The sequence below is a fragment of the Mycobacterium sp. PSTR-4-N genome, assembly GCF_022348085.1.
Lineage (GTDB): Bacteria > Actinomycetota > Actinomycetes > Mycobacteriales > Mycobacteriaceae > Mycobacterium.
In genome coordinates this window covers 61,888-80,704 of record NZ_JAKRFN010000009.1, presented here as the reverse complement: position 1 = coordinate 80,704, position 18,817 = coordinate 61,888, and the positions used below count along the sequence as shown (strand labels likewise).

Sequence of the window (18,817 nt, the reverse complement as noted above, 5' to 3'; positions counted from 1 at the left end):
TTTCCCGGAATCAGGAGTCGACGGGCTGGAAGGCATCCCACAGCCCGTAGGAGTCTTCGAGGAAGTTGTATGCGGCCAGCTTCCCGTCACGCACCGTGCAGATGGTCGCGAAGTCGCTGCTGAATTCCCTGCCGGTATCGAGGATGCGGTGGGTGAAGTGGCCGATGACGATTACCCGATCATCGTCGGCGACCATCCGCTGGATGTCGAAGTCGAGCGGCTGGAAGTGGTGCGGGAAAAGCTCGAGCCATTCCCGCACTTCGTCTTTGCCGTACCGGGTTCCGATGGTCGGCACATCGGGCGCGCCCTGAACGCGCCAGACCACGTCGTCGGTCAGGCACTGCAGTGTCTTGTCGACGTCGTGGCTGAAGAAGACGTCGAAATAGTTCTGCACGACCTGGCTCGCGGTGCCTTGCGCGTCCGTCACCGTTGCCCTCCGGCCATCGTGATGTACTCCCCTGTCATCCATCCGCTTTCATCCGATGCCAGATACACGGCTGCCGGGGCGACATCCTCGGAGTGCCCCAGCCGACCCAGCGGGGTCTCCTCGACCAGCGCCCTGCCGAAGTCACTGGTGAGAAACCCGCCCGCCTGAACACCCTCGGTGTCGACGACACCCGGTTTGATCGCGTTGACCCGAATTCCTCTGGGCGCCAGTTCGTTCGACAGAGATCGCGTCAACGCATCGATCGCGCCTTTGGTGGCGGTGTACACCGACGCCTCAGAGGGCCCAAAGATCGTCACCGTCGAGCTCATGTTGACGATGCTCGCTCCGGGCGACATGTAGCCGACAGCCTCTTTGATCGCGGTCAGATAGCCGTACACGTTGAGTTCGAAATGGCGTCGGAACAAGTCCCGGCTCAAATTCTGCAGGGGCTGGAAGTCGTAGACGCCGGCGTTGTTAACCAGGACGTCGAGACGGCCGAAGACGCGATGGGCTTCGGCGAACATCTCGCTCACCTGAGTCTCGTCACTCATGTCCGCCTGTATGGCCACCGCCGAGCCTCCGGCATCGTTGATCCCACCCACGACGCCGTCCGCAGCGTCCTTGCTGCGGGCGTAATTGACCACCACGGATGCGCCCTCCGCGGCGAACTCCCGGGCGATCTCGGCACCCAGCCCCTTCGACGCGCCGGTGACGACGGCGACCTTGCCGTCCAGTCGAGAACCCATCAGCGCACGCCACGATCCGCGTAGCGGCCACCCTGCACCTGATCACTCAACGGCTGCAGTTCGGCCAGTGCCTCGTCGTCGAGTTCGACGTCGAGCGACGCGACGTTCTGGTCGAGCCGTTCGGCGTGACGCGTTCCGGGGATCGGCACCACCGAGACACCGAGCCGATCGGCTTGGGCGTACACCCAGGCCAGTGCCACCTGCGCGGGTAGGACGTCAAGCCGGTCGGCGACCGAGCGCACCGTGTCGGCGATGGCCTGATTCTGCTGACCGGCATCGCCGGTGAAGCGCGGGTTCTTGGCGCGGAAGTCGTTGGACGCCAAATTCTCGGTCTGCACGGATCCGGTGAGAAAGCCGCGGCCAAGGGGCGCATAGGGCACGAGCCCGACGCCGAGCTCGGCCATCACCGGCGTCACCTGCTCGACATCCCGTGTCCACAGCGAATATTCGCTCTGCACGGCGGCGATCGGATGCACGGCGTAGGCGCGGCGCAGCAGATCGGCGCTGACCTCGCTGAGGCCGATATGACGGACCTTGCCCGCCTCCACAAGTTCGGCCATCGCACCGACGGTGTCCTCGATCTCGGCGTTGTCCGGGGGCCGATGCAGGTAGTACAGATCGATGTGGTCGACGCCGAGACGCAGCAACGACGCGTCGCATGACCGCTTCACGTACGGCGGATCGCCACGGTGCACCCGGTTCTCGTCACCGCTGCTCCGGTCGATCCCGAACTTCGTCGCGATCTGAACGTCGTCTCTGCGTCCGGCGATGCCGCGGCCGACCAGCACCTCGTTGTGGCCGGCGCCGTACTGGTCCGCGGTGTCGAGCAGGGTGATGCCGATGTCGATGGCGTGCCGGATCGTGGCGATGCTGGTGTCCCAGTCGGATTCACCGTAATACTCGCTCATGCCCATGCAGCCCAAGCCTTGGGCTGACACGTCCAGACCGCCGAGAGTCGTGCGCTTCACGATCGTCCTTTCGCCAGAGGTGATCACTGCACCTTCGACGCTAGTCAGCGGCCGCCCCGACACAATGGGTGCAGTGCACCCAGGGACGTCACGTGGCCGGGGACACGACCGTGATGATCGGTACAACGTTCGTGAAGTTCGCGATGTCCTGGTCTATGGGTGCGGATTCGGGCGCGCTGAGTGCACGATCCAGACCTGCGCGGTCGGCGAAGTGGCACAGCGCCACCGCCACGACGTGTTGGCCGTCCACAGAATCCTCGGGGTAGTACACGTCGGTACGCTCCAGACCGAACGGCTCCCACGTCTTGGCCACAAACGGAATATGTTTGCTTTCATAGTAATTGCGATCGAAGGAGCTGGTGCCGTCACCGACGTAGGTGACCATAAAGGTGGACATCGTTTATCCTTTCGTCGTCATCGGTCAGCTGGTGACGGCCCAGGAGCACAGCACCGACAGCGCCTCTGCGCTCGGGGAACCGGGCTCGGCGTGGTAGACGACGAGTTCCTGGCCCGGGCTGGAGCGCACATCGAAGGTCTGCATCGTCAGCGTCATGACACCCACTATCGGATGTCGGAATGTCTTGTTCTGCAGCGATTTACGTCGAGCATCGTGGCGTGTCCACATGTCGGCGAATTCCGGACTGGCTTCCAACAGTTCGTCGCGCACAGTGCACAGACGCACGTCGTTGGGTGCGATACCGAACCCGTGGCGAAAACTCGCCACCGCATCCTCGGCGACCACCGACCAGTTGCAGTAGAAGGTCTTGGCATCGGGTTCGGTGAAGATGATCTGCATCAGGTTCGTCGAGTGCGTCCACTGCATGAACATCGCGTCGGCGATCGGATTGCTGGCCAGGACGTCGAATGCACGGTTGTAGACGAACGCGGGGTTGACCGGCCACATCTCCAGGAGTTCGAGCAGCGCCGGATCGACGCGGGTGCTGACGCTGCCGCGCTCCTGAGGGCTCAGCCCCGCCAGCCGGAACAGATGCTCACGGGCGTCGTCGGGAAGTTGCAAGACCGCTGACAGGGCGTCGATCACCTGCGGGGAGGGGCTGCGCTCCCGGCCCTGCTCGAGTCGGGTGTAGTAGTCGACGCTCATGCCGGCCAGCAGCGCCACCTCTTCCCGGCGGAGTCCACTGACCCGGCGCAACCCGTCGCTAGGCAGGCCGATGTCTGTGGGCGTGACCCGGCCGCGACGTGCACGGAGGTAGTCGCCGAGACCGTTGCTGGCCATGACCGCATTCTAGGAGGCCTCAGTGTCGCGTTCCTGGTTGTGGTGCACCCCCTCCGGCCGCCATCGACGCGACCTGCTCGACATCCCCTGTCCACAAGGAGTATTGGTGCACGACCGCGACGGGGTGCACCGTGTGAACGCGGCGGAACAGGTCGGCACGGACCTCGATCACACCGACGAATGCACGCCGCGCCTCGGGCGCGGTGGTCACGCCCGAGGCTTCTGGGTGCGGCGTCCCTACGAGTCGCTACTGGTTCCGTCAGGACCGCTGGCACCGGACTTTCCGCCCACACCAGCTCGGCCGCCCGCGCCGCCGGCGCCGGGGGTCCGGGTGTCGCCGCCGATAGTGCTGCCACCGCGGCCGCCGTCACCACCGGTCCCGGCTACGGTGCCGCCGTTACCGCCCATGCCGCCGTCACCGCCGTCGGCGGCGGGTCCGCCGTCGGTGTCGGCGTCGCCACCGGCGCCGCCGTCACCACCCCGTCCTCGGATGTTCCCGCCGCTACCGCCGCGCCCACCTGCGCCAGCGGTGGCGGTGCCGCCGTCGCCGTCAGTCCCGAAGCGGTTGCTCCCGGCCGAACTCGCGCTGCCGCCGGAACCGCCGGCGCCGCCTGCCGCAGATGCGGCGCCCTTACCGCCGCTGCCGCCCACGCCGCCGGTGGCATCACCCTCGTCGGTGGCCACGAAGCCGCCGCTGCCGCCGGCTCCGCCCATTCCGCTCGTTGCCGCGCCACCGGAACCGCCGTTGCCGCCGACCCCGTCGGCACCCTGGCCGAAGGCGTTGTTGACCGTCCCGCCGTCACCACCGGAGCCTCCGGGGGCGCCGGCTCCGCCGTTGCCCCCGTCGCCACCGATCGCGACGTGGGTTCCGTCGGCATCCGTTGACGCGGACCCACCGTCACCCCCGTCACCTCCGGTACCGGTGGTGGCTGCGCCGCCGGCGCCGCCCCGCCCTCCGCTCGCGTTGCCGTTGACCGAGTCGGCCAATCCTCCGCGGCCACCGTTGCCACCGTTGCCGCTGATCCGGCCGCCACGCCCGCCGGAACCGCCAGCCGCCCCGACAGCGTCGTTGGCTCCAGCGACGGTGGAACTGAGCGAGTTGTAGTCGTTGCCGCCGTTACCGCCGTCGCCGGCGTCGCCGAACAGGCCTGAGTTACCGCCGGCGCCGCCCGCAGTGGCCGCGACCCGGACACCTGCCGCGGTCGTGAACGCATCGACTCCGTTGGCGCCATCGCCGCCGTTGCCGAAGAACAAGCCGCCGTTGCCGCCGGCACCGCCGTAGGCACCGTTACCGCCACTGCCACCCAACAAACCGCCGTTGCCGCCGCGACAATCGGCGGTGCAGTCGGGGTTGATCGCCAGGGCATCGAGTCCGTCGCCGTAGAGCCAGCCTCCGGGCCCGACGACCGGCCGCATCGTCGCCGAGGGTGTGGCCGCAGCGACTACCGACGCCGTCCGGTCGCCACCCGAGTGACCCAGCCACCAGGGCAGAGTCGATGAGTCTTCTGGCAGCGGGCCGTCGGTCGAGGCCAGCTGAATATCGGCTGCGGCCGTCGCCGCGACATCCGACGGCCAGACCAGAAGGACACCCGCTCCTACGAGAGCGGCGCCGGAGACTCCGGCGGCGAGATAATGCCTGACAGGCGTCCGCGGCGCACGGTTGCGGTGTTTGGACATGGATGAACCCCTTGGGGAGAAGTGATATTCGGCGCGAACCCTGGTGCATCAAGGAGGGCAGCGCCGACGCTACGCATTTGCTGATCGCTTTTGTTGGCATCGCCGATATGATCTTGAAGCAAAGGTAGACGTAATAAATTACGGCGACGGGACAGCCGTATGCGAGGTCGCGCAGCAGGATCATTGACGCCACGGGCCGGCGAGGATCGCACATAGTCATCTGCCGGACCGAGCTCTAATTAGTAACGCGGACGGTAATTTTCCGTGGCCCTCCATTCCGAGGACTGGATCACTCTTATGGCAACGAGATCTCCGCATGAGGACAGCCGCCGTGCAGATCGTCATGATTTGGTCATCAATAGCAAATTCGATCAAGGGAATTCACAGGCCGCTGTCAGATTTGCTTTTGCGACGCGAATTCCCATCCGTGGCGAGGCCGGCGCCGAATACTTCACATGGCGACGATGGCGAGAACGAGCGCACCGTGTGTGACGGGCGAAATTCGGTTCCGCCGCGAGGGGGACGAGCTACATGTCGAGCGTGCGACCCCGGTGATGTGGTTCGCCAGCCACGTGCTCGCGAATCTGGGCCGCAATCCTGACATCGGACTGACATTCGATGGCCGCGTGGTGACCCTGCAAGCGCCCAACGGGCGATGGGTCTGGAGACTGACCGGCCGCAGCGTCTGCGTCGACAATGCTGTCGAGGGCGACCAATGGGAGATGCTCGAGGGCGTCTGGCCGGACTGAGCTCACCTAATCCTTCGCCGGCTCACGGCGCAAACGGACCTTCGAAAGCCGTCAGGCCCCCTCGAAAGGGGGCCTGATCTGGTGTGGCAGGTAGTGGATTCGAACCACTGTAGGCGTAAGCCGACGGATTTACAGTCCGCTCCCATTGGCCGCTCGGGCAACCTGCCGGGTTCGCGTGTAGCGCGCACAGCAGGATACAACGACGGCATACCCTGACGACAAATCGCCAGGGTGGCTTGGCCGCCGCCCCGGCCTACGGCCAAGATGGAACCAAGTACCGATCACGAGGGAGGGACGGGTCCAGTGGCGGATTCATCGTTCGACATCGTCAGCAAGGCCGACCGCCAGGAGGTCGACAACGCGCTCAACCAGGCGGCCAAGGAGCTCTCCACCCGCTTCGACTTCCGCGGTACCGACACCAGCATCGAGTGGCAGGGCGAGGACGGCATCATCCTCGTCTCTTCCACCGAGGAGCGCGTCAAGGCCGCCGTCGACGTCTTCAAGGAGAAGCTCATCCGGCGCGACATCTCGATGAAGGCGTTCGACGCGGGCGACCCGCAGCCCTCCGGCAAGACCTATAAGGTCATCGGCAGCATCAAGCAGGGCATCGACAGCGAGAACGCCAAGAAGATCACCAAGCTGATCCGCGACGAGGGCCCCAAGGGCGTCAAGGCCCAGATCCAGGGCGAGGAGATCCGCGTCAGCTCCAAGAAGCGCGATGATCTGCAGGCCGTCCAGGCCCTGCTTCGTGGCGCCGACCTCGAGGTTGCGCTGCAGTTCGTCAACTACCGCTGACCGCGAACGTGGACGTTGTGCACGCCTGACGCCTGTTTCGCGTACACAACCTGCACGCTCGGCGGGTCAGGACTCGACGGCCCTGCTGACAGCCTCGGCGGTGCCGGTGTCGATCTGATCGAACAAGCCCAGCAGCCGCTGGATCACCGCGGTGAAGCCGGGCTCGAAGCGCTCCAACACCGGCGGGAACAACGGTGCGACGGCGACCCCGTCGTCGGTGACCGTCCACCCCATGCCGCGCAGCGCCGACACGAGCTCCAGCAGCCCGACCCGGATCGCGTCGAGGTGCGCGCCGCCCGCCGTCAACGCGGCTCGAACGGATTCCAGCCGGCCCCGCAGCTCCAGCTGCACCGCCAGGTTCTGCTCGGCCGACGCCACAGCGGCGTCACCACCGGCCGCCTGCCAGGCCGCCTCGATGCGCGCCAGCGCCTGCCTCTGTTCGGAGGCGACCGCGTCCAGCTCGACGATGTCACGGCTGAGGCGACCTGCTGCCGCGGTCACGCCCTGCGGGTCAGACGCTTCGACTGTCGACACCGTGACCGACACAAGACCCCCTCAGCAACGTCGCGTCCATTATGCCCACGCGGCCGGCACCCTCCGCGCACCGATCGCCACGAAACCCGCCTCGCCGGTCAGCCCCCGCCCCTAGGGTGATCTCCCATGGCACCTGCACAGCGCGAACCCAAAGTCGTCGTCCTCGGGGGCGGATCCTGGGGCACCACCGTGGCCTCGATCTGCGCGCGGCGCGGCCCGACGCTGCAGTGGGTGCGCTCGCAGGAGACCGCCGACGACATCAACAACCACCACCGCAACACCAAGTACCTCGGTAACGAAGTCGAGTTGGCGCACGACCTGAAGGCGACCACCGACTTCGTCGAAGCCGCCGAGTGCGCCGACGTCATCGTCATGGGTGTGCCCTCGCATGGATTCCGCGGCGTTCTCACCGAATTGGCCGCGTCACTGCGCCCCTGGGTGCCCGTGGTGTCACTGGTCAAGGGCCTCGAACAAGGCACCAATTACCGGATGAGCCAGGTCGTCGACGAGGTGCTACCGGGACATCCGGCGGGAATCCTGGCCGGCCCCAACATCGCTCGTGAGGTCGCCGAAGGTTATGCCGCCGCCGCGGTACTCGCGATGCCCGATCAACACCTGGCCGCTCAGCTGGCGAACCTGTTCCGCACCAAGCGCTTTCGCACGTACACCACCGACGACGTGGTGGGTGTCGAGATGGCGGGTGCGCTCAAGAACGTCTACGCGATCGCCGTCGGCATGGGGTATTCGCTGGGTATCGGCGAGAACACGCGCGCGATGGTGATGGCGCGCGCGGTGCGTGAGATGTCGAAGATGGGCGAGGCGATCGGCGGGCACCGCGACACCTTCGCCGGGCTCGCCGGCATGGGCGATCTGATCGTGACGTGCACCAGCCAGCGCAGCCGCAACCGCCACGTCGGCGAGCAGCTGGGTGCGGGCAAGCCGATCGACGAGATCATCGCGTCGATGAACCAGGTCGCCGAAGGGGTGAAGGCGTCGAGCGTGATCATGTCGTTCGCCGAGGAGTTGGACATCTCGATGCCGATCGCCCGCGAAGTGGACGGGGTGGTCAACCACGGCGCGACCGTCGAGGACGCCTACCGCGGGTTGATGTTGGAGAAGCCGGGCCACGAGGTGCACGGCTCGGGCTTCTAGTTGAAGTAGGGGTTGGTGCCCTCGGGCCGGGCCAGCAACGGGTTGACCTCGTTGACGACCCACGACGCTGTCGGGCTGACCACGAAGCCCGCCTGATTGCGGCTGTCCACGCACGAGGTGAGGGTGCCGTCGCTGCCGCAGCTGACGTCACCGAAGCTCAGCCGCGAGTTGGCCGGCAGCGCCTTGACGGGCCCGCCGTAGATCGGCGCGGGCGCCACCGAGAACCCGGGCACCCCGCCCGCCGCACCGCTGATCAGGTTGGCTCCCTCGGGGGCGCCGGGCAGCACGCCGTTGCACCCGTAGCCGCCCGAGCGCTGGAGCATGCAGGTCAGACCGTTGGAGCTGAACGCGTACGCCGCACCGTCGAAGACGGCGTAGTTCTGCGGGTTCGCGGGCGCCCACGCGTTCACGTTGGGCGCCGGCGGTGGCGGCGGTGGAGTGGGCGGCTGCGCCGCAGCGACACCTGATGCGTTGAGGACACCGGCCGCGGCCAGGCACGCCGCCGCGAGGAAAGCTCTGCTCGACACCGTCACAGCCTAGATGTCGCCGCAGGCGCAGGCAGTGTTAGCGCTCAGTACGCGTAGGTGCCGGTGGGGCTGATGACGAAGCCAGACTGGTCGACGGTGTTCACGCACGAGGTGATGACGCCGTCGGTGCCACAGCTGACGGTGCGGAAGCTCATCCGGGTGTTCGGCGGCAGCGGCAGCGGGTCTGCCGTCGCGCCGTACATCGGGCCGGCCGCATTGGCGAACCCCGGCGGGCCGCCCGCCCAGCCCGTCACCACGTTGGCTCCGCCGGGGGCTCCCGGCAGGGCACCGTTGCACCCGTAACTGCCCGTCTGCCGGTCCATCACACACGTCACACCCATCGGCGCGGCGAACGAGTACCACGCGCCGTCCGGGGACGCGAAGGGCTGCGGATTGACCGGCGGCAGCGCGTTGACGTTCAGCGGGGACGGGTCAGCCGAGGCGACGGCCGGTGCGGCCAACGCCGCCGCGGCCGTGACACCGACGAGGATTCGGGTGAGCACGCGCACACCTTAAGTGCCCGGCCGTGGGCTGCGCATCGTCAGGGGAAAAGTCTGACGGGGCCGTCAGTAGTGACCCGGCCCCCGGCCGGCCATCGCCTCGAGCCGCGCGATGCGGTCCGCGATCGGCGGGTGGGTGGCGAACAGCTTGCCGATCTTCTCCCCCGAGCGGAACGGGTTGGCGATCATCAGGTGCGCCTGGTCGGCCAGCTGCGGCTCGGGCGGCAGCGGGGCGCGTTCCACACCCGCGCTGATCTTGCGCAGCGCGCTCGCCAGGGCCAGCGGATCGCCGGTCAGCTCGGCACCCGACTGGTCGGCCTGGTACTCACGCGAACGCGACACCGCCAACCGGATCACCGTCGCAGCGATCGGGCCCAGCAGCGAAACCAGAAGAATGGCAAAGGGATTGGTGCCGCCTTCCCGGTTACCGCCGAACATGCTCGCGAAGAAGGCGAGGTTGGCCAACGCGGTGATCACCGACGCCATCGCGCCCGCCACGCAGCTGATCAGGATGTCGCGGTTGTAGACGTGGGACAGTTCGTGCCCCAGAACAGCACGCAGTTCGCGCTCGTTGAGGATGCCGAGGATGCCCGTCGTGCAGCACACCGCGGCGTTGCGCGGGTTACGGCCCGTCGCGAACGCGTTCGGGGCGGCGGTGTCACTGATGTAGAGCCGCGGCATCGGCTGACGCGCGGTGGTCGCCAACTCCCGCACGATCCGGTACATCACCGGCGCCTGCATCTCCGTGACCGGCTGCGCGTGCATGGCCCGCAGCGCCAACTTGTCGCTGTTGAAGTAGACGTAGGCGTTCATGCCGATCGCGAACAGCACCGCCAGGAACATGATGTTGCGGCCGAACATCGCGCCCACGGCCACGATCAACCCCGAGAACAGCACCAGCAACAGGAACGTCTTCGCCCTGTTGGCGTGCGGATGCCACGTCATCGACCGGTCCTCCTCATCTGACCTGACGAACTCATACGTCCCTCCAACGCCCGGACAGGTCGCGCAGGTTCCGGGGCGCTTCAGCCGTGCCGGTTGATCGTGTAATCGACCAGAGTGGCCAGCGCTTGACGCCCGGGGCCGTCAGGCAACGCGGCCATCTCCGCCTCGGCCCGGCGCGCGTACTCGGCGACGGTCTCCTTGGCCTTGGCGATGCCCTGCGAGGCGCGCAGCAGCCGTAGCGCCTCCGCCACGTCGTCGTCGTCCTCGAGGGGGCGGGCCAGCAGGTCACGCAGCCGTTCGGCGTCCGGGCCGGTCTCACGCAACGCGTAGAGCACCGGCAACGTGTGCACGCCCTCCCGCAGATCAGTCCCTGGCACCTTGCCGGACTCGTCGGGATCACTGTCGATGTCGATGATGTCGTCGGAGATCTGGAACGCCGTGCCGACGATGCCGCCGAGGCGGGCCAGCCGTTCGATCTGCTCCTCGTCGGCACCGGAAAACGTGGCCCCGAACCGACCCGACGCGGCGATCAGGCAGGCCGTCTTCTCATACACCACCTTGAGGTAGTGCTCGACCTCGTCGACATGCTCGGCCGCACCGCGAGTCTCCCGCATCTGGCCGGTGACCAGCAGCGCGAACGTATCGGCGATGATGCGGACAGCGTCGGGCCCGAGCCTGCTGACCAGCCGGGACGCCGTCGCGAACAGGTAGTCCCCGGCGAGGATCGCGATGTTGTTGCTCCACCGGGCGTTGGCGCTCTCGGCGCCACGGCGCACCTGCGCCTCGTCCATGACGTCGTCGTGGTACAGCGTGGCCAGGTGCACCAGCTCGATGACTGCGCCGGCGACGGTGACCTGCCAGGAGTCGGGCTCGGGACCCAGCTGAGCGGACAGCACCGTGAACAGCGGGCGGAACCGCTTGCCGCCGGCCTGGAACAGGTGCGTCACCGCCTCGGCCATCAACTCGTCGGCGCGGCCGAGTTCCTCCGACATCAGCGCCTCGATCCGGGCCACTCCGTCACGGACGTCCTGGGCGAACTCGGCATCGCCGAAGTCCACTCCCGCCACCACGTTCGCCGGTGTCCTCACACAGCCAACATACTGGGACCCATGCACACGAGCGCTGATGTGGTGGTCGTCGGGGCCGGTCCGGCCGGTTCGGCCGCCGCGGCGTGGGCCGCCCGCGCAGGGCACGAGGTGCTGGTCATCGACTCTGCGACGTTCCCCCGCGACAAGGCGTGCGGTGACGGCCTGACCCCTCGGGCGGTGGCCGAGATGCGGCGGTTGGGGCTCGACGGGTGGTTGACCGGTCGGGTCACCCACCACGGACTGCGGATGTCCGGCTTCGGCGCCGACGTCGAGGTCCGCTGGCCGGGCCGGTCGTTCCCGCCGATCAGCAGCGCGGTGCCGCGCCTCGAACTCGACGACCGGATTCGGCAGGTGGCTGCCGATGACGGGGCGAAGATGAAGCTCGGCGTGAAAGCCGTTGACGTGCAACGTTATTCGGATGGCCGAGTGTCGGCGGTGGTGCTGGACAACGGCGAGGTGGTGGGGTGCCGCGACCTGATCGTCGCCGACGGGGTCCGCTCGGGCGTGGGGCGGGTCCTCGGCCGGCAATGGCACAGGGACACCGTGTACGGCACCGCCATCCGCGCCTACATCGCCACGCCGCGCCATGACGAGGAGTGGATCACCTCGCATCTGGAACTGCGCTCGCCGAGCGGTGAGGTACTGCCCGGCTACGGCTGGATCTTCCCGCTGGGTACCGGCGAGGTGAACATCGGCGTCGGCGCGCTCGCGACGTCCAAGCGCCCGGCCGATGCCGCACTGCGGCCATTACTGAATCATTACGTCGCGCTGCGGCGATCCGAATGGGGCTTCGACTCCGATGTGCGGGCCGCGCGCTCGGCCTTATTGCCGATGGGTGGCGCGGTGTCCGGGGTGGCCGGCCCGAACTGGATGCTGATCGGCGATGCCGCGGCGTGCGTGAATCCGCTCAACGGGGAGGGCATCGACTACGGCTTGGAGACCGGCCGGCTGGCCGCGGCGATGCTGGGCAGCGGCGACTATTCGCGGGCGTGGCCGGCGGTTCTGGATGGGCACTATGCCCGCGGGTTCTCGATCGCGCGGCGGTTGGCGCTGCTGCTGACGTTCCCCCGGTTTCTGCCGGCGACGGGGCCGCTGGCGATGCGGTCGTCGGCGCTGATGACGGTGGCGGTGCGCGTGATGGGCAACTTCGTCACCGATGACGACGCGGACACCGTGGCGCGGCTCTGGCGGGGCGCGGGCCGGCTGTCGGAGCGGGTGGACGCCCGCCGCCCGTTCACGTGAGCGTTGGTTTGGCGAGCGCGCGCGTCTGCACATCCCCGCGCGGTGTGTCGCGGCGCTGTGCGCGCGCTCGCGGGCCACGAGCGTGACGTCCGTGTACCGGGCGCCGATGCGCTCGCGGCGGGACGACATCGATCATCTGCTGGCGGTGGAGCGTGCGCTGCGCCTGGGGCTGTGCGGATTCGGGTGTGTCGACGTGCCGCAGCGCCGGGTCGAGCGGTTCGCCGCGGTGGCCGACGGGGCGTTCGTGTGGACACGTGACGAGGACGGCCTGTACCGGCTGGGGCGGTTGCGCGGGCCGTACTTCTTCGATGCCGACGGCGTCGATGTCGACCTCGTGCACGTGCGGCCGTGTCAGTGGGGTCGCGGATTCGACGAGAGTCGTTGCCCTGCTGCAGTTGTCGCCACCTTTGCGCGGGGTGGGCGGAACTTCCAGGAGATCCACGACGAGCGTGTGAGCGAGGAATCGGCGCGTCTGTGGACGGAGTAGCGCGCTCGTCGGCGCCGAACGCGCGCCGATGCACGCGTGCCACGGCGTGTCGATGTGCAGACGCGCGCGCTCGCCGAAGGTCAGGACAGGGAGTGGGCGAAGCCGCTGACGTCTCTGATGCTTGCGGCGAACACGTCCGGCATCGCGTGCGCCAGCAGCAGATCGCCACCATGACAGGTACCGGCAACGAGGCGACCGACCGTCGGCACCCCCGCCCGCACGAGTCGGCGGTAGTACTGCAGCCCCTCGTCGCGCAGCGGGTCGAGCTCGTTGACCGAGACCACATGCGGTGGCAGGCCGGACAAATCAGCATCGGTGGCTGCCGACGCCCAGCATGCGGGGTCGTCGGCGTGGCTCCCGTCGGGATCGTAGAGCGAACCGAGAATCGCCAATTGCTCACGGCTGATGAAGTATTCGTCGTTCTCCTCCAACGAGGGCAGGTCCTCGCAGACGTCCTGCCACCTGTTGGAGATGAACGGGCACTGTGCATAGAAGCCCGCGATCTCGCCGATCCAGCCATCCCGTTTCGCCTTGTGCGCCAACGTCAGTGTCAGGTTTCCACCGCCGGACTCTCCGTTGACGACGACGTGGCTGACCCCGAGCTCGGCGCGCTGCTCGAAGACCCACCGGGCCGCCGCGGCGCAGTCGTCGAGGCCCGCGGGGTACGGATGGGGGCCGAGCGCGCCGCCCGAATTGCGGAACTCGACGCCGACGACCACGAGGCCGGTGGCGGCGAGGTGTTCCCGCAGCCGGATGTACGGCAGGTCGGCAGCGCTGGCGATCGCCATACCTCCACCGTGCAGGTGCAGCAGCGCGGGGAGCGGCCCCGCCTCGTCGGTCGGCCGGCTGATGAACAGCGTGACCGAGTTCCCGTCGACCCCGGTGATGGTCGTCGTCGAAGTGGTGACGCCCGCGGGTTGGGCCATGTCTGCAGCCAGGGCAGCGAAGACCGAGCCGATGGCGTTCTCGGCCATCGTCGCGTAGGCGAGCCGCTGGTCCAGGGGTGAATGCGCGCCGAGGCCGGAGAGCGGGAACCGGCCGTCGAGACCGAAGGCCGCGAGCGCGGTGACCATGCGGGGATCGGAACGCGGGTCGGAGCCCAGGGTGGCGTCGGGATCGGCATGACGTCCGTACGGCATGAGCATGACGCTACGTTCGCGGGTGGCGAGCGCGCGCAAAAGTACAGAAATAGCGGCGTGTCTGCGTGCAGACGCGCGCGCTCGCGGGACGACGTTACGGTCTGGTGGCGGCGTGCAGCGCCACGATGCCACCCGTCAGGTTGCGCCACGCCACGTCCGTCCAGCCGGCCGCCTGGATACGACGGGCCAGCTCCGCCTGATCGGGCCACGCGCGAATGGACTCCGCGAGATAGACGTACGCGTCGGGGTTCGACGACACCGCGCGGGCGATCCGCGGCAGCGCCTTCATCAGATACTCCTTGTACGTCGTCGCGAACAGACCGTTCGTCGGCGTCGAGAACTCACACACCACCAGCCGGCCGCCGGGACGCGTCACCCGCGCCATCTCCCGCAGCCCCGCGACGTGGTCCACCACGTTGCGCAGACCGAAGCTGATCGTCACCGCATCGAACACACCGTCGGCGAACGGCAACTTCGTCGCATCCCCGGCGACCTTGGGCACCGGCCGGCCCGCCCCCGCCGACAGCATGCCCACCGAGAAGTCCGCCGCCACGCACCATGCACCCGATGCGGCCAGCTCGACCGTCGACACCGCCGTCCCCGCCGCGAGATCCAGCACCCGATCACCCGGCCCGATCCCGAGCGCCTCACGAGTGGCCCGCCGCCAGAACCGATCCTGCCCACCGGAGAGCACCGTGTTGGTCAGGTCATAGCGCCGCGCCACGCCGTCGAACATCGACGCGACCTCGTGTGGGTCCTTCTCCAGCGACGCACGGTTCACACCCGCGAACGTATCACCGACGCGATTCGGGAATGGATGCCAGCGCGACGGGCATTGAACCGCTCATGAGTGAAAAAGTGTGGTTCATCACCGGTGCTTCGCGCGGCTTCGGACGCGAATGGACGATCGCGGCCCTCGAGCGCGGCGACAAGGTCGCCGCCACCGCCCGCGACCTGTCCACCCTCGACGACCTCAAGACCAAGCACGGCGACGCGCTGCTGCCGATCCGCCTCGACGTCACCGACCGTGACGCCGACTTCGCGGCCGTCGCACAGGCCCACGAGCACTTCGGTCGGCTCGACATCGTCGTCAACAACGCCGGCTACGGACAGTTCGGCTTCATCGAGGAGCTCTCCGAGTCCGAGGCTCGCGACCAGATCGAGACGAACGTGTTCGGCGCCCTGTGGATCACCCAGGCCGCGCTGCCGTATCTGCGGGCCCAACGCAGCGGGCACATCATCCAGGTCTCGTCGATCGGCGGCATCACCGCCTTCCCGAACGTCGGCATCTACCACGCCTCCAAGTGGGCGCTTGAGGGCTTCAGCCAGGCGCTGGCGCAGGAGATCGCCGACTTCGGCGTCCACGTCACGCTGGTCGAGCCCGGCGGCTTCTCCACCGACTGGGCCGGCCCGTCGGCCAAGCACGCCGAAGAACTTCCCGACTACGCCGACATCCACGCCAAAGCGGCCGAATCGCGCAAGTCACGCAGCTCGAAGCCGGGAGATCCGACGGCCTCGGCGCGGGCGATCCTCAAGGTCGTCGACGCTCCCGAGCCGCCGCTGCGGGTGTTCTTCGGCGAGCTGCCCCTGCAGCTGGCCAAGGCCGACTACGAGAAGCGTCTCGCGACATGGGAAGAGTGGCAGCCGGTGGCCGTCGAGGCGCAGGGCTGAGGGCGCGGGCGGTCAGTCCACGGTGTGCGTGATCTCCGCCCAGAGCTGATCGCGTTCGTTCTCGGGCACTGTCGGGGCGAACGCGACCACGATGCTCGCGACCTGGCGCAGGCCCCGGTCTGCGGCATACCTCTGCGCGACACCCGTGCCTGGGAAGGACATGATCGTGAACCTGTCGGTGGTGACGGCCTGAGCGCAGCCTGCCTGCGGGCAGTCCGAACGGGTGGTGTCCACCGGATGCAGCACCACGTGGTCCTCACTCTGGAGACGGTCCACCACCAGTTGCGCCACCGATACCGCCGCCGGCGGGGCGCTGTGGGTCACGGTCTCCGACTCGGACGGCGACGTTCCGGAGCACCCCGCACAGCACAGGGCGAGCACCACGCCCGCGCAGAGTCGACGGCTCATGTGATCCTCAGCTCCACCATCGGCAACTTCGTGTCGGGCGGTGCCACTTGCCCGTCGATGCTGCGGTCGAGGACCGCACTCATCGCGTCCCAGGCGCGGGGGTGTGCTGCGATGTAGCGCCGCAACGTGGCGTCGGCCTCGGCGGTTGCCATCCGTCGCGCCGACGCCGGAACGCCCCGGCGACCGCCCGTCCAGACCCTGACATCGGGGTGGGCCATCACGTTGCGGAACCACTGCGCCTTCTTTCCGAAGCCGGATGCGACCACGTACACGTTCGGGTCCGGATGATCGACGACCTCGAGCGCGACGTAGCGCGGCAGCCCGGTACGACGGCCGGTGTGCTCGAGCATGAGCAACCGCGCTCCGAAGAGAAATCCGAGACCCGCCCGGTAGAGGGCGATCGGTGCGCGCATGAGCGGACGGCAGCGCAGTGCCCTGTCGGCCACGGCCACCATCGGCCTGCTCACGGCGTCGGGAAACGACGCTCCTGCCATCGAAGGGCCTCCTCTACGCGAGCGAACTGCGTCTGCACCCTCCGTCATAGCGAAAACAGTTGCCGATGTGCAACAAATGCGCAACCGACCGGATCGGATCGGACCGGCTCAGATGGCAGCCAGTTCGGCCATGCCGCGCCCGCCGATGATCTCGACGTCCTTGAGCCGCAACGACACTCGCTGACCGAGTTCCTCGACGGCATCGAGGCCGACGGAGGCCCACGTGAACCACGGGCCGACCTCGCCGTCGGTCTCCAACCGCACCATCGTCGTCACCGTCCCGGTCACCGCAGGGTCGAACTCGATGACGCAGTGGCCGCCCTCGCGCAGTAGGGCGCGGCACCGGTTGAACATGCGCAGCGGGTGGCCGCCGATACCGATGTTGCCGTCGGCCAGCAGCACCGTCTGCCACCAGCCCTCCCGCGGCACCGTGTCGAAGACGTCGCCACGCAGCGCCCGCGCGCCCCGCTGCTCGGCCAGGCGTACCGCGACCGCCGACTGATCGATGCCGATCGCGGGGATGCCGCGGCGGCTCAGCCAGGCGGCGAAGCGTCCCGGGCCGCACGCCAGATCGATCGTCGGCCCCTCGGCGCGGGCGGCCAGCGCAGCATCGAAGGGGTCGTCGTCGCATTCGGCCAGCCACCGGTCGACGTGCAGAACCCTGGTTTGGTAGTCGGCGCTGCGGATCCAACATCGCTGCCCGCTGAGCGCAGCGTCATACAGGGCACCGATCATGGATCCTCACTCTCCGCCGCGACACCGGCACAACGCTGTGTCGCCATCGGAGCAGCAGCGGAGCCGTAGCGAGTGCTGTACCCGCCCGGCAGGCGGATTAACCCCGCTCAGTCGAACCAGCGCGTCGGAGCCACCGGGTCACGCGGCCCGGGCCCCGCGCCGACCAGCCACCTCGTCGTAGTGTCCGAGCAACTCGTCGCAGATCACCGGCCAGGTACGACCCAGCACACTGCGTCGCGCCGCGACCGCATACCGCCGCCGCTCGGCGACGAGATGGTCCGCCGACTCCGAGAGCCGGTCGGTGAACTCCGGCACCGGCAGCAACAGCCCGGTGCGGTACGGGGCCACCAGATCGCGCGGGCCGCCCGCGTCCGGGGCGATCACCGGCACCCCTGACGCCATCGCCTCCTGAACGGCCTGGCAGAACGTCTCGTGCTCGCCGGGGTGGACGAAGACGTCCATACTGGCGTAGGCCGCGGCGAGCTCGGCGCCGTAGAGCGCGCCGGTGAACACTGCTTTCGGCAGCTGAGCCTCGAGTTTGGCGCGGTCCACGCCGTCACCGACGATGACGACCTGGATGTCGTCGCGTTCGGCCAGCGGGGCGAGCCGTTCCACATGCTTCTCCGGGGCGAGCCGGCCGACGAAGCCGACGACGGGTTTTCCGTCCGGGGACCACACCCGGTGCAGCTGCTCGTCGCGCGCCGACGGGGCGAATCCGGTGATGTCCACGCCGCGCGCCCACCGGTGTACCCGCGGAATGCCGTGCGCCACAAGATCGTCCATAGCCGCAGTGGACGGTGCGAGGGTGCGGTCGGCCTTGCTGTGCAACCGGCGGGTCCACGCCCACGCAGCATGCGACATCACGCCGATGCCGTAGCTCTGCGCGAAGCCGGCAACATCGGTCTGGAACACCGCGACCGAGGGAACACCGAGGTGCCGGGCCGCGTGGACGCCACCCCAGCCGAGCAGCGCAGGGGACGCCAGGTGCACCACGTCGGGATCGAAGCCGCGCAGCACACCGACCATCCGCGGTCGCGGCACACCCAGCGGTAGCGAGGTCACCTTCGGGAACATCATGGCCGGCACGCGGTGGATGCGCACGCCGTCGTGAACGCGGTCGGCCGCCGGCTCGCCCCGCGGGGTGTCCGGAGCGATGACCAGGACCTCATGGCCGGTGCGACGGAGATGCTCCATCACCCGAAGCACCGAGTTGGTGACGCCGTTGACATTCGGGAGGAACGACTCTGCGACGATTGCGACGCGCACGTCCCGACGGTGACAGGACGACCTGTCCCG

General features: G+C 68.3%; 24 protein-coding genes and 1 tRNA gene. 6 read left to right on the top strand and 19 right to left on the bottom strand.

Annotation, left to right across the window (positions count from 1 at the left end; genetic code table 11):
- Positions 1-10: 10 nt before the first annotated feature.
- The 7 genes from MHN84_RS14645 to MHN84_RS29825 form a co-directional block, all read right to left on the bottom strand.
- Positions 11-427 (bottom strand): nuclear transport factor 2 family protein, encoded by a 417-nt coding sequence (locus MHN84_RS14645; protein ID WP_241205257.1) that lies wholly within the window; start codon positions 425-427, stop codon positions 11-13.
- On the bottom strand, positions 424-1,173 hold the full coding sequence (locus MHN84_RS14640; protein WP_241205256.1) for an SDR family NAD(P)-dependent oxidoreductase: 750 nt from the start codon (positions 1,171-1,173) through the stop codon (positions 424-426). The genes MHN84_RS14645 and MHN84_RS14640 overlap by 4 nt, the downstream gene beginning before the upstream one ends.
- Positions 1,173-2,144 carry an aldo/keto reductase gene (locus tag MHN84_RS14635; RefSeq protein WP_374238373.1) on the bottom strand — a complete coding sequence of 324 codons (972 nt, stop codon included), beginning with the start codon at positions 2,142-2,144 and terminating at the stop codon, positions 1,173-1,175. The genes MHN84_RS14640 and MHN84_RS14635 overlap by 1 nt, the downstream gene beginning before the upstream one ends.
- An 85-nt stretch (positions 2,145-2,229) precedes the next feature.
- Entirely contained in the window at positions 2,230-2,538 is a 309-nt protein-coding gene (locus MHN84_RS14630) for an EthD family reductase (protein WP_241205254.1), read from the bottom strand.
- Between the two features lie 24 nt (positions 2,539-2,562).
- Positions 2,563-3,378, bottom strand: coding sequence for a helix-turn-helix transcriptional regulator (locus tag MHN84_RS14625; protein ID WP_241205253.1), 816 nt, complete (start codon positions 3,376-3,378; stop codon positions 2,563-2,565).
- Between the two features lie 19 nt (positions 3,379-3,397).
- A complete protein-coding gene (locus MHN84_RS14620; protein WP_241205252.1) occupies positions 3,398-3,589 on the bottom strand; it encodes a hypothetical protein in 192 nt (63 codons plus the stop codon).
- Between the two features lie 26 nt (positions 3,590-3,615).
- Positions 3,616-5,055: a hypothetical protein gene (locus tag MHN84_RS29825; protein WP_304654319.1), complete on the bottom strand. Its 1,440-nt coding sequence runs from the start codon at positions 5,053-5,055 to the stop codon at positions 3,616-3,618.
- Positions 5,056-5,510: 455 nt separating this feature from the next.
- Between MHN84_RS29825 and MHN84_RS14605 the strand changes: the two genes are divergently transcribed.
- On the top strand, positions 5,511-5,804 hold the full coding sequence (locus tag MHN84_RS14605) for a hypothetical protein (RefSeq protein ID WP_241205251.1): 294 nt from the start codon (positions 5,511-5,513) through the stop codon (positions 5,802-5,804).
- An 84-nt stretch (positions 5,805-5,888) separates the two neighbouring features.
- On the opposite strand, the gene MHN84_RS14600 is transcribed toward MHN84_RS14605, so the two are convergent.
- A tRNA-Tyr gene (locus tag MHN84_RS14600) sits at positions 5,889-5,971 on the bottom strand.
- 136 nt (positions 5,972-6,107) lie between these two features.
- On the opposite strand from MHN84_RS14600, the gene MHN84_RS14595 reads away from it, so the two are divergent.
- Positions 6,108-6,599, top strand: a complete 492-nt coding sequence (locus tag MHN84_RS14595) for a YajQ family cyclic di-GMP-binding protein (RefSeq protein ID WP_241205250.1) — start codon at positions 6,108-6,110, stop codon at positions 6,597-6,599.
- 66 nt (positions 6,600-6,665) lie between these two features.
- Here the strand turns inward: MHN84_RS14595 and MHN84_RS14590 are convergent, their stop codons facing one another.
- On the bottom strand, positions 6,666-7,100 hold the full coding sequence (locus MHN84_RS14590; protein ID WP_241205249.1) for a hypothetical protein: 435 nt from the start codon (positions 7,098-7,100) through the stop codon (positions 6,666-6,668).
- A gap of 159 nt (positions 7,101-7,259) precedes the next feature.
- Between MHN84_RS14590 and MHN84_RS14585 the strand changes: the two genes are divergently transcribed.
- Positions 7,260-8,285, top strand: a complete 1,026-nt coding sequence (locus MHN84_RS14585) for an NAD(P)H-dependent glycerol-3-phosphate dehydrogenase (protein ID WP_241205248.1) — start codon at positions 7,260-7,262, stop codon at positions 8,283-8,285.
- Here MHN84_RS14585 and MHN84_RS14580 read toward each other — a convergent pair.
- From MHN84_RS14580 to grcC1, 4 genes are all read right to left on the bottom strand, one after another.
- Positions 8,282-8,812 (bottom strand): hypothetical protein, encoded by a 531-nt coding sequence (locus MHN84_RS14580; protein ID WP_374238370.1) that lies wholly within the window; start codon positions 8,810-8,812, stop codon positions 8,282-8,284. The two genes, MHN84_RS14585 and MHN84_RS14580, sit on opposite strands and share 4 nt — an antisense overlap.
- Positions 8,813-8,856: 44 nt before the next feature.
- A complete protein-coding gene (locus MHN84_RS14575; protein WP_241205246.1) occupies positions 8,857-9,315 on the bottom strand; it encodes a hypothetical protein in 459 nt (152 codons plus the stop codon).
- 63 nt (positions 9,316-9,378) lie between these two features.
- On the bottom strand, positions 9,379-10,257 hold the full coding sequence (gene htpX, locus MHN84_RS14570; protein WP_241205245.1) for a zinc metalloprotease HtpX: 879 nt from the start codon (positions 10,255-10,257) through the stop codon (positions 9,379-9,381).
- An 80-nt stretch (positions 10,258-10,337) separates the two neighbouring features.
- A complete protein-coding gene (gene grcC1 / locus MHN84_RS14565) occupies positions 10,338-11,345 on the bottom strand; it encodes a nonaprenyl/(2E,6E)-farnesyl/geranylgeranyl diphosphat synthase (protein WP_241205244.1) in 1,008 nt (335 codons plus the stop codon).
- 21 nt (positions 11,346-11,366) lie between these two features.
- Between grcC1 and menJ the strand changes: the two genes are divergently transcribed.
- Both menJ and MHN84_RS14555 read left to right on the top strand, forming a co-directional pair.
- Positions 11,367-12,587 carry a menaquinone reductase gene (menJ, locus tag MHN84_RS14560; RefSeq protein WP_241205243.1) on the top strand — a complete coding sequence of 407 codons (1,221 nt, stop codon included), beginning with the start codon at positions 11,367-11,369 and terminating at the stop codon, positions 12,585-12,587.
- An 82-nt stretch (positions 12,588-12,669) separates the two neighbouring features.
- Positions 12,670-13,074, top strand: coding sequence for a GAF domain-containing protein (locus MHN84_RS14555; RefSeq protein ID WP_241205242.1), 405 nt, complete (start codon positions 12,670-12,672; stop codon positions 13,072-13,074).
- Positions 13,075-13,154: 80 nt separating this feature from the next.
- Here the strand turns inward: MHN84_RS14555 and MHN84_RS14550 are convergent, their stop codons facing one another.
- Both MHN84_RS14550 and MHN84_RS14545 read right to left on the bottom strand, forming a co-directional pair.
- Positions 13,155-14,213 (bottom strand): alpha/beta hydrolase fold domain-containing protein, encoded by a 1,059-nt coding sequence (locus MHN84_RS14550; RefSeq protein ID WP_241205241.1) that lies wholly within the window; start codon positions 14,211-14,213, stop codon positions 13,155-13,157.
- Between the two features lie 94 nt (positions 14,214-14,307).
- Positions 14,308-14,994: a demethylmenaquinone methyltransferase gene (locus MHN84_RS14545; RefSeq protein ID WP_241205240.1), complete on the bottom strand. Its 687-nt coding sequence runs from the start codon at positions 14,992-14,994 to the stop codon at positions 14,308-14,310.
- 65 nt (positions 14,995-15,059) lie between these two features.
- On the opposite strand from MHN84_RS14545, the gene MHN84_RS14540 reads away from it, so the two are divergent.
- Entirely contained in the window at positions 15,060-15,884 is an 825-nt protein-coding gene (locus tag MHN84_RS14540) for an SDR family oxidoreductase (RefSeq protein ID WP_241205239.1), read from the top strand.
- A gap of 12 nt (positions 15,885-15,896) precedes the next feature.
- Here MHN84_RS14540 and MHN84_RS14535 read toward each other — a convergent pair whose 3' ends face one another.
- The 4 genes from MHN84_RS14535 to MHN84_RS14520 form a co-directional block, all read right to left on the bottom strand.
- Positions 15,897-16,292 carry a hypothetical protein gene (locus MHN84_RS14535; RefSeq protein WP_241205238.1) on the bottom strand — a complete coding sequence of 132 codons (396 nt, stop codon included), beginning with the start codon at positions 16,290-16,292 and terminating at the stop codon, positions 15,897-15,899.
- Positions 16,289-16,786, bottom strand: coding sequence for a nitroreductase family deazaflavin-dependent oxidoreductase (locus MHN84_RS14530; protein ID WP_241205237.1), 498 nt, complete (start codon positions 16,784-16,786; stop codon positions 16,289-16,291). Before MHN84_RS14530 ends, MHN84_RS14535 begins: the two co-directional genes overlap by 4 nt.
- Positions 16,787-16,894: 108 nt before the next feature.
- Positions 16,895-17,521 carry a class I SAM-dependent methyltransferase gene (locus MHN84_RS14525; RefSeq protein WP_241205236.1) on the bottom strand — a complete coding sequence of 209 codons (627 nt, stop codon included), beginning with the start codon at positions 17,519-17,521 and terminating at the stop codon, positions 16,895-16,897.
- A gap of 138 nt (positions 17,522-17,659) precedes the next feature.
- The gene (locus MHN84_RS14520) at positions 17,660-18,787 is read right to left on the bottom strand and encodes a glycosyltransferase family 1 protein (protein ID WP_241205235.1); all 1,128 of its coding nucleotides are present in this window, start codon (positions 18,785-18,787) and stop codon (positions 17,660-17,662) included.
- Positions 18,788-18,817 lie beyond the last annotated feature (30 nt).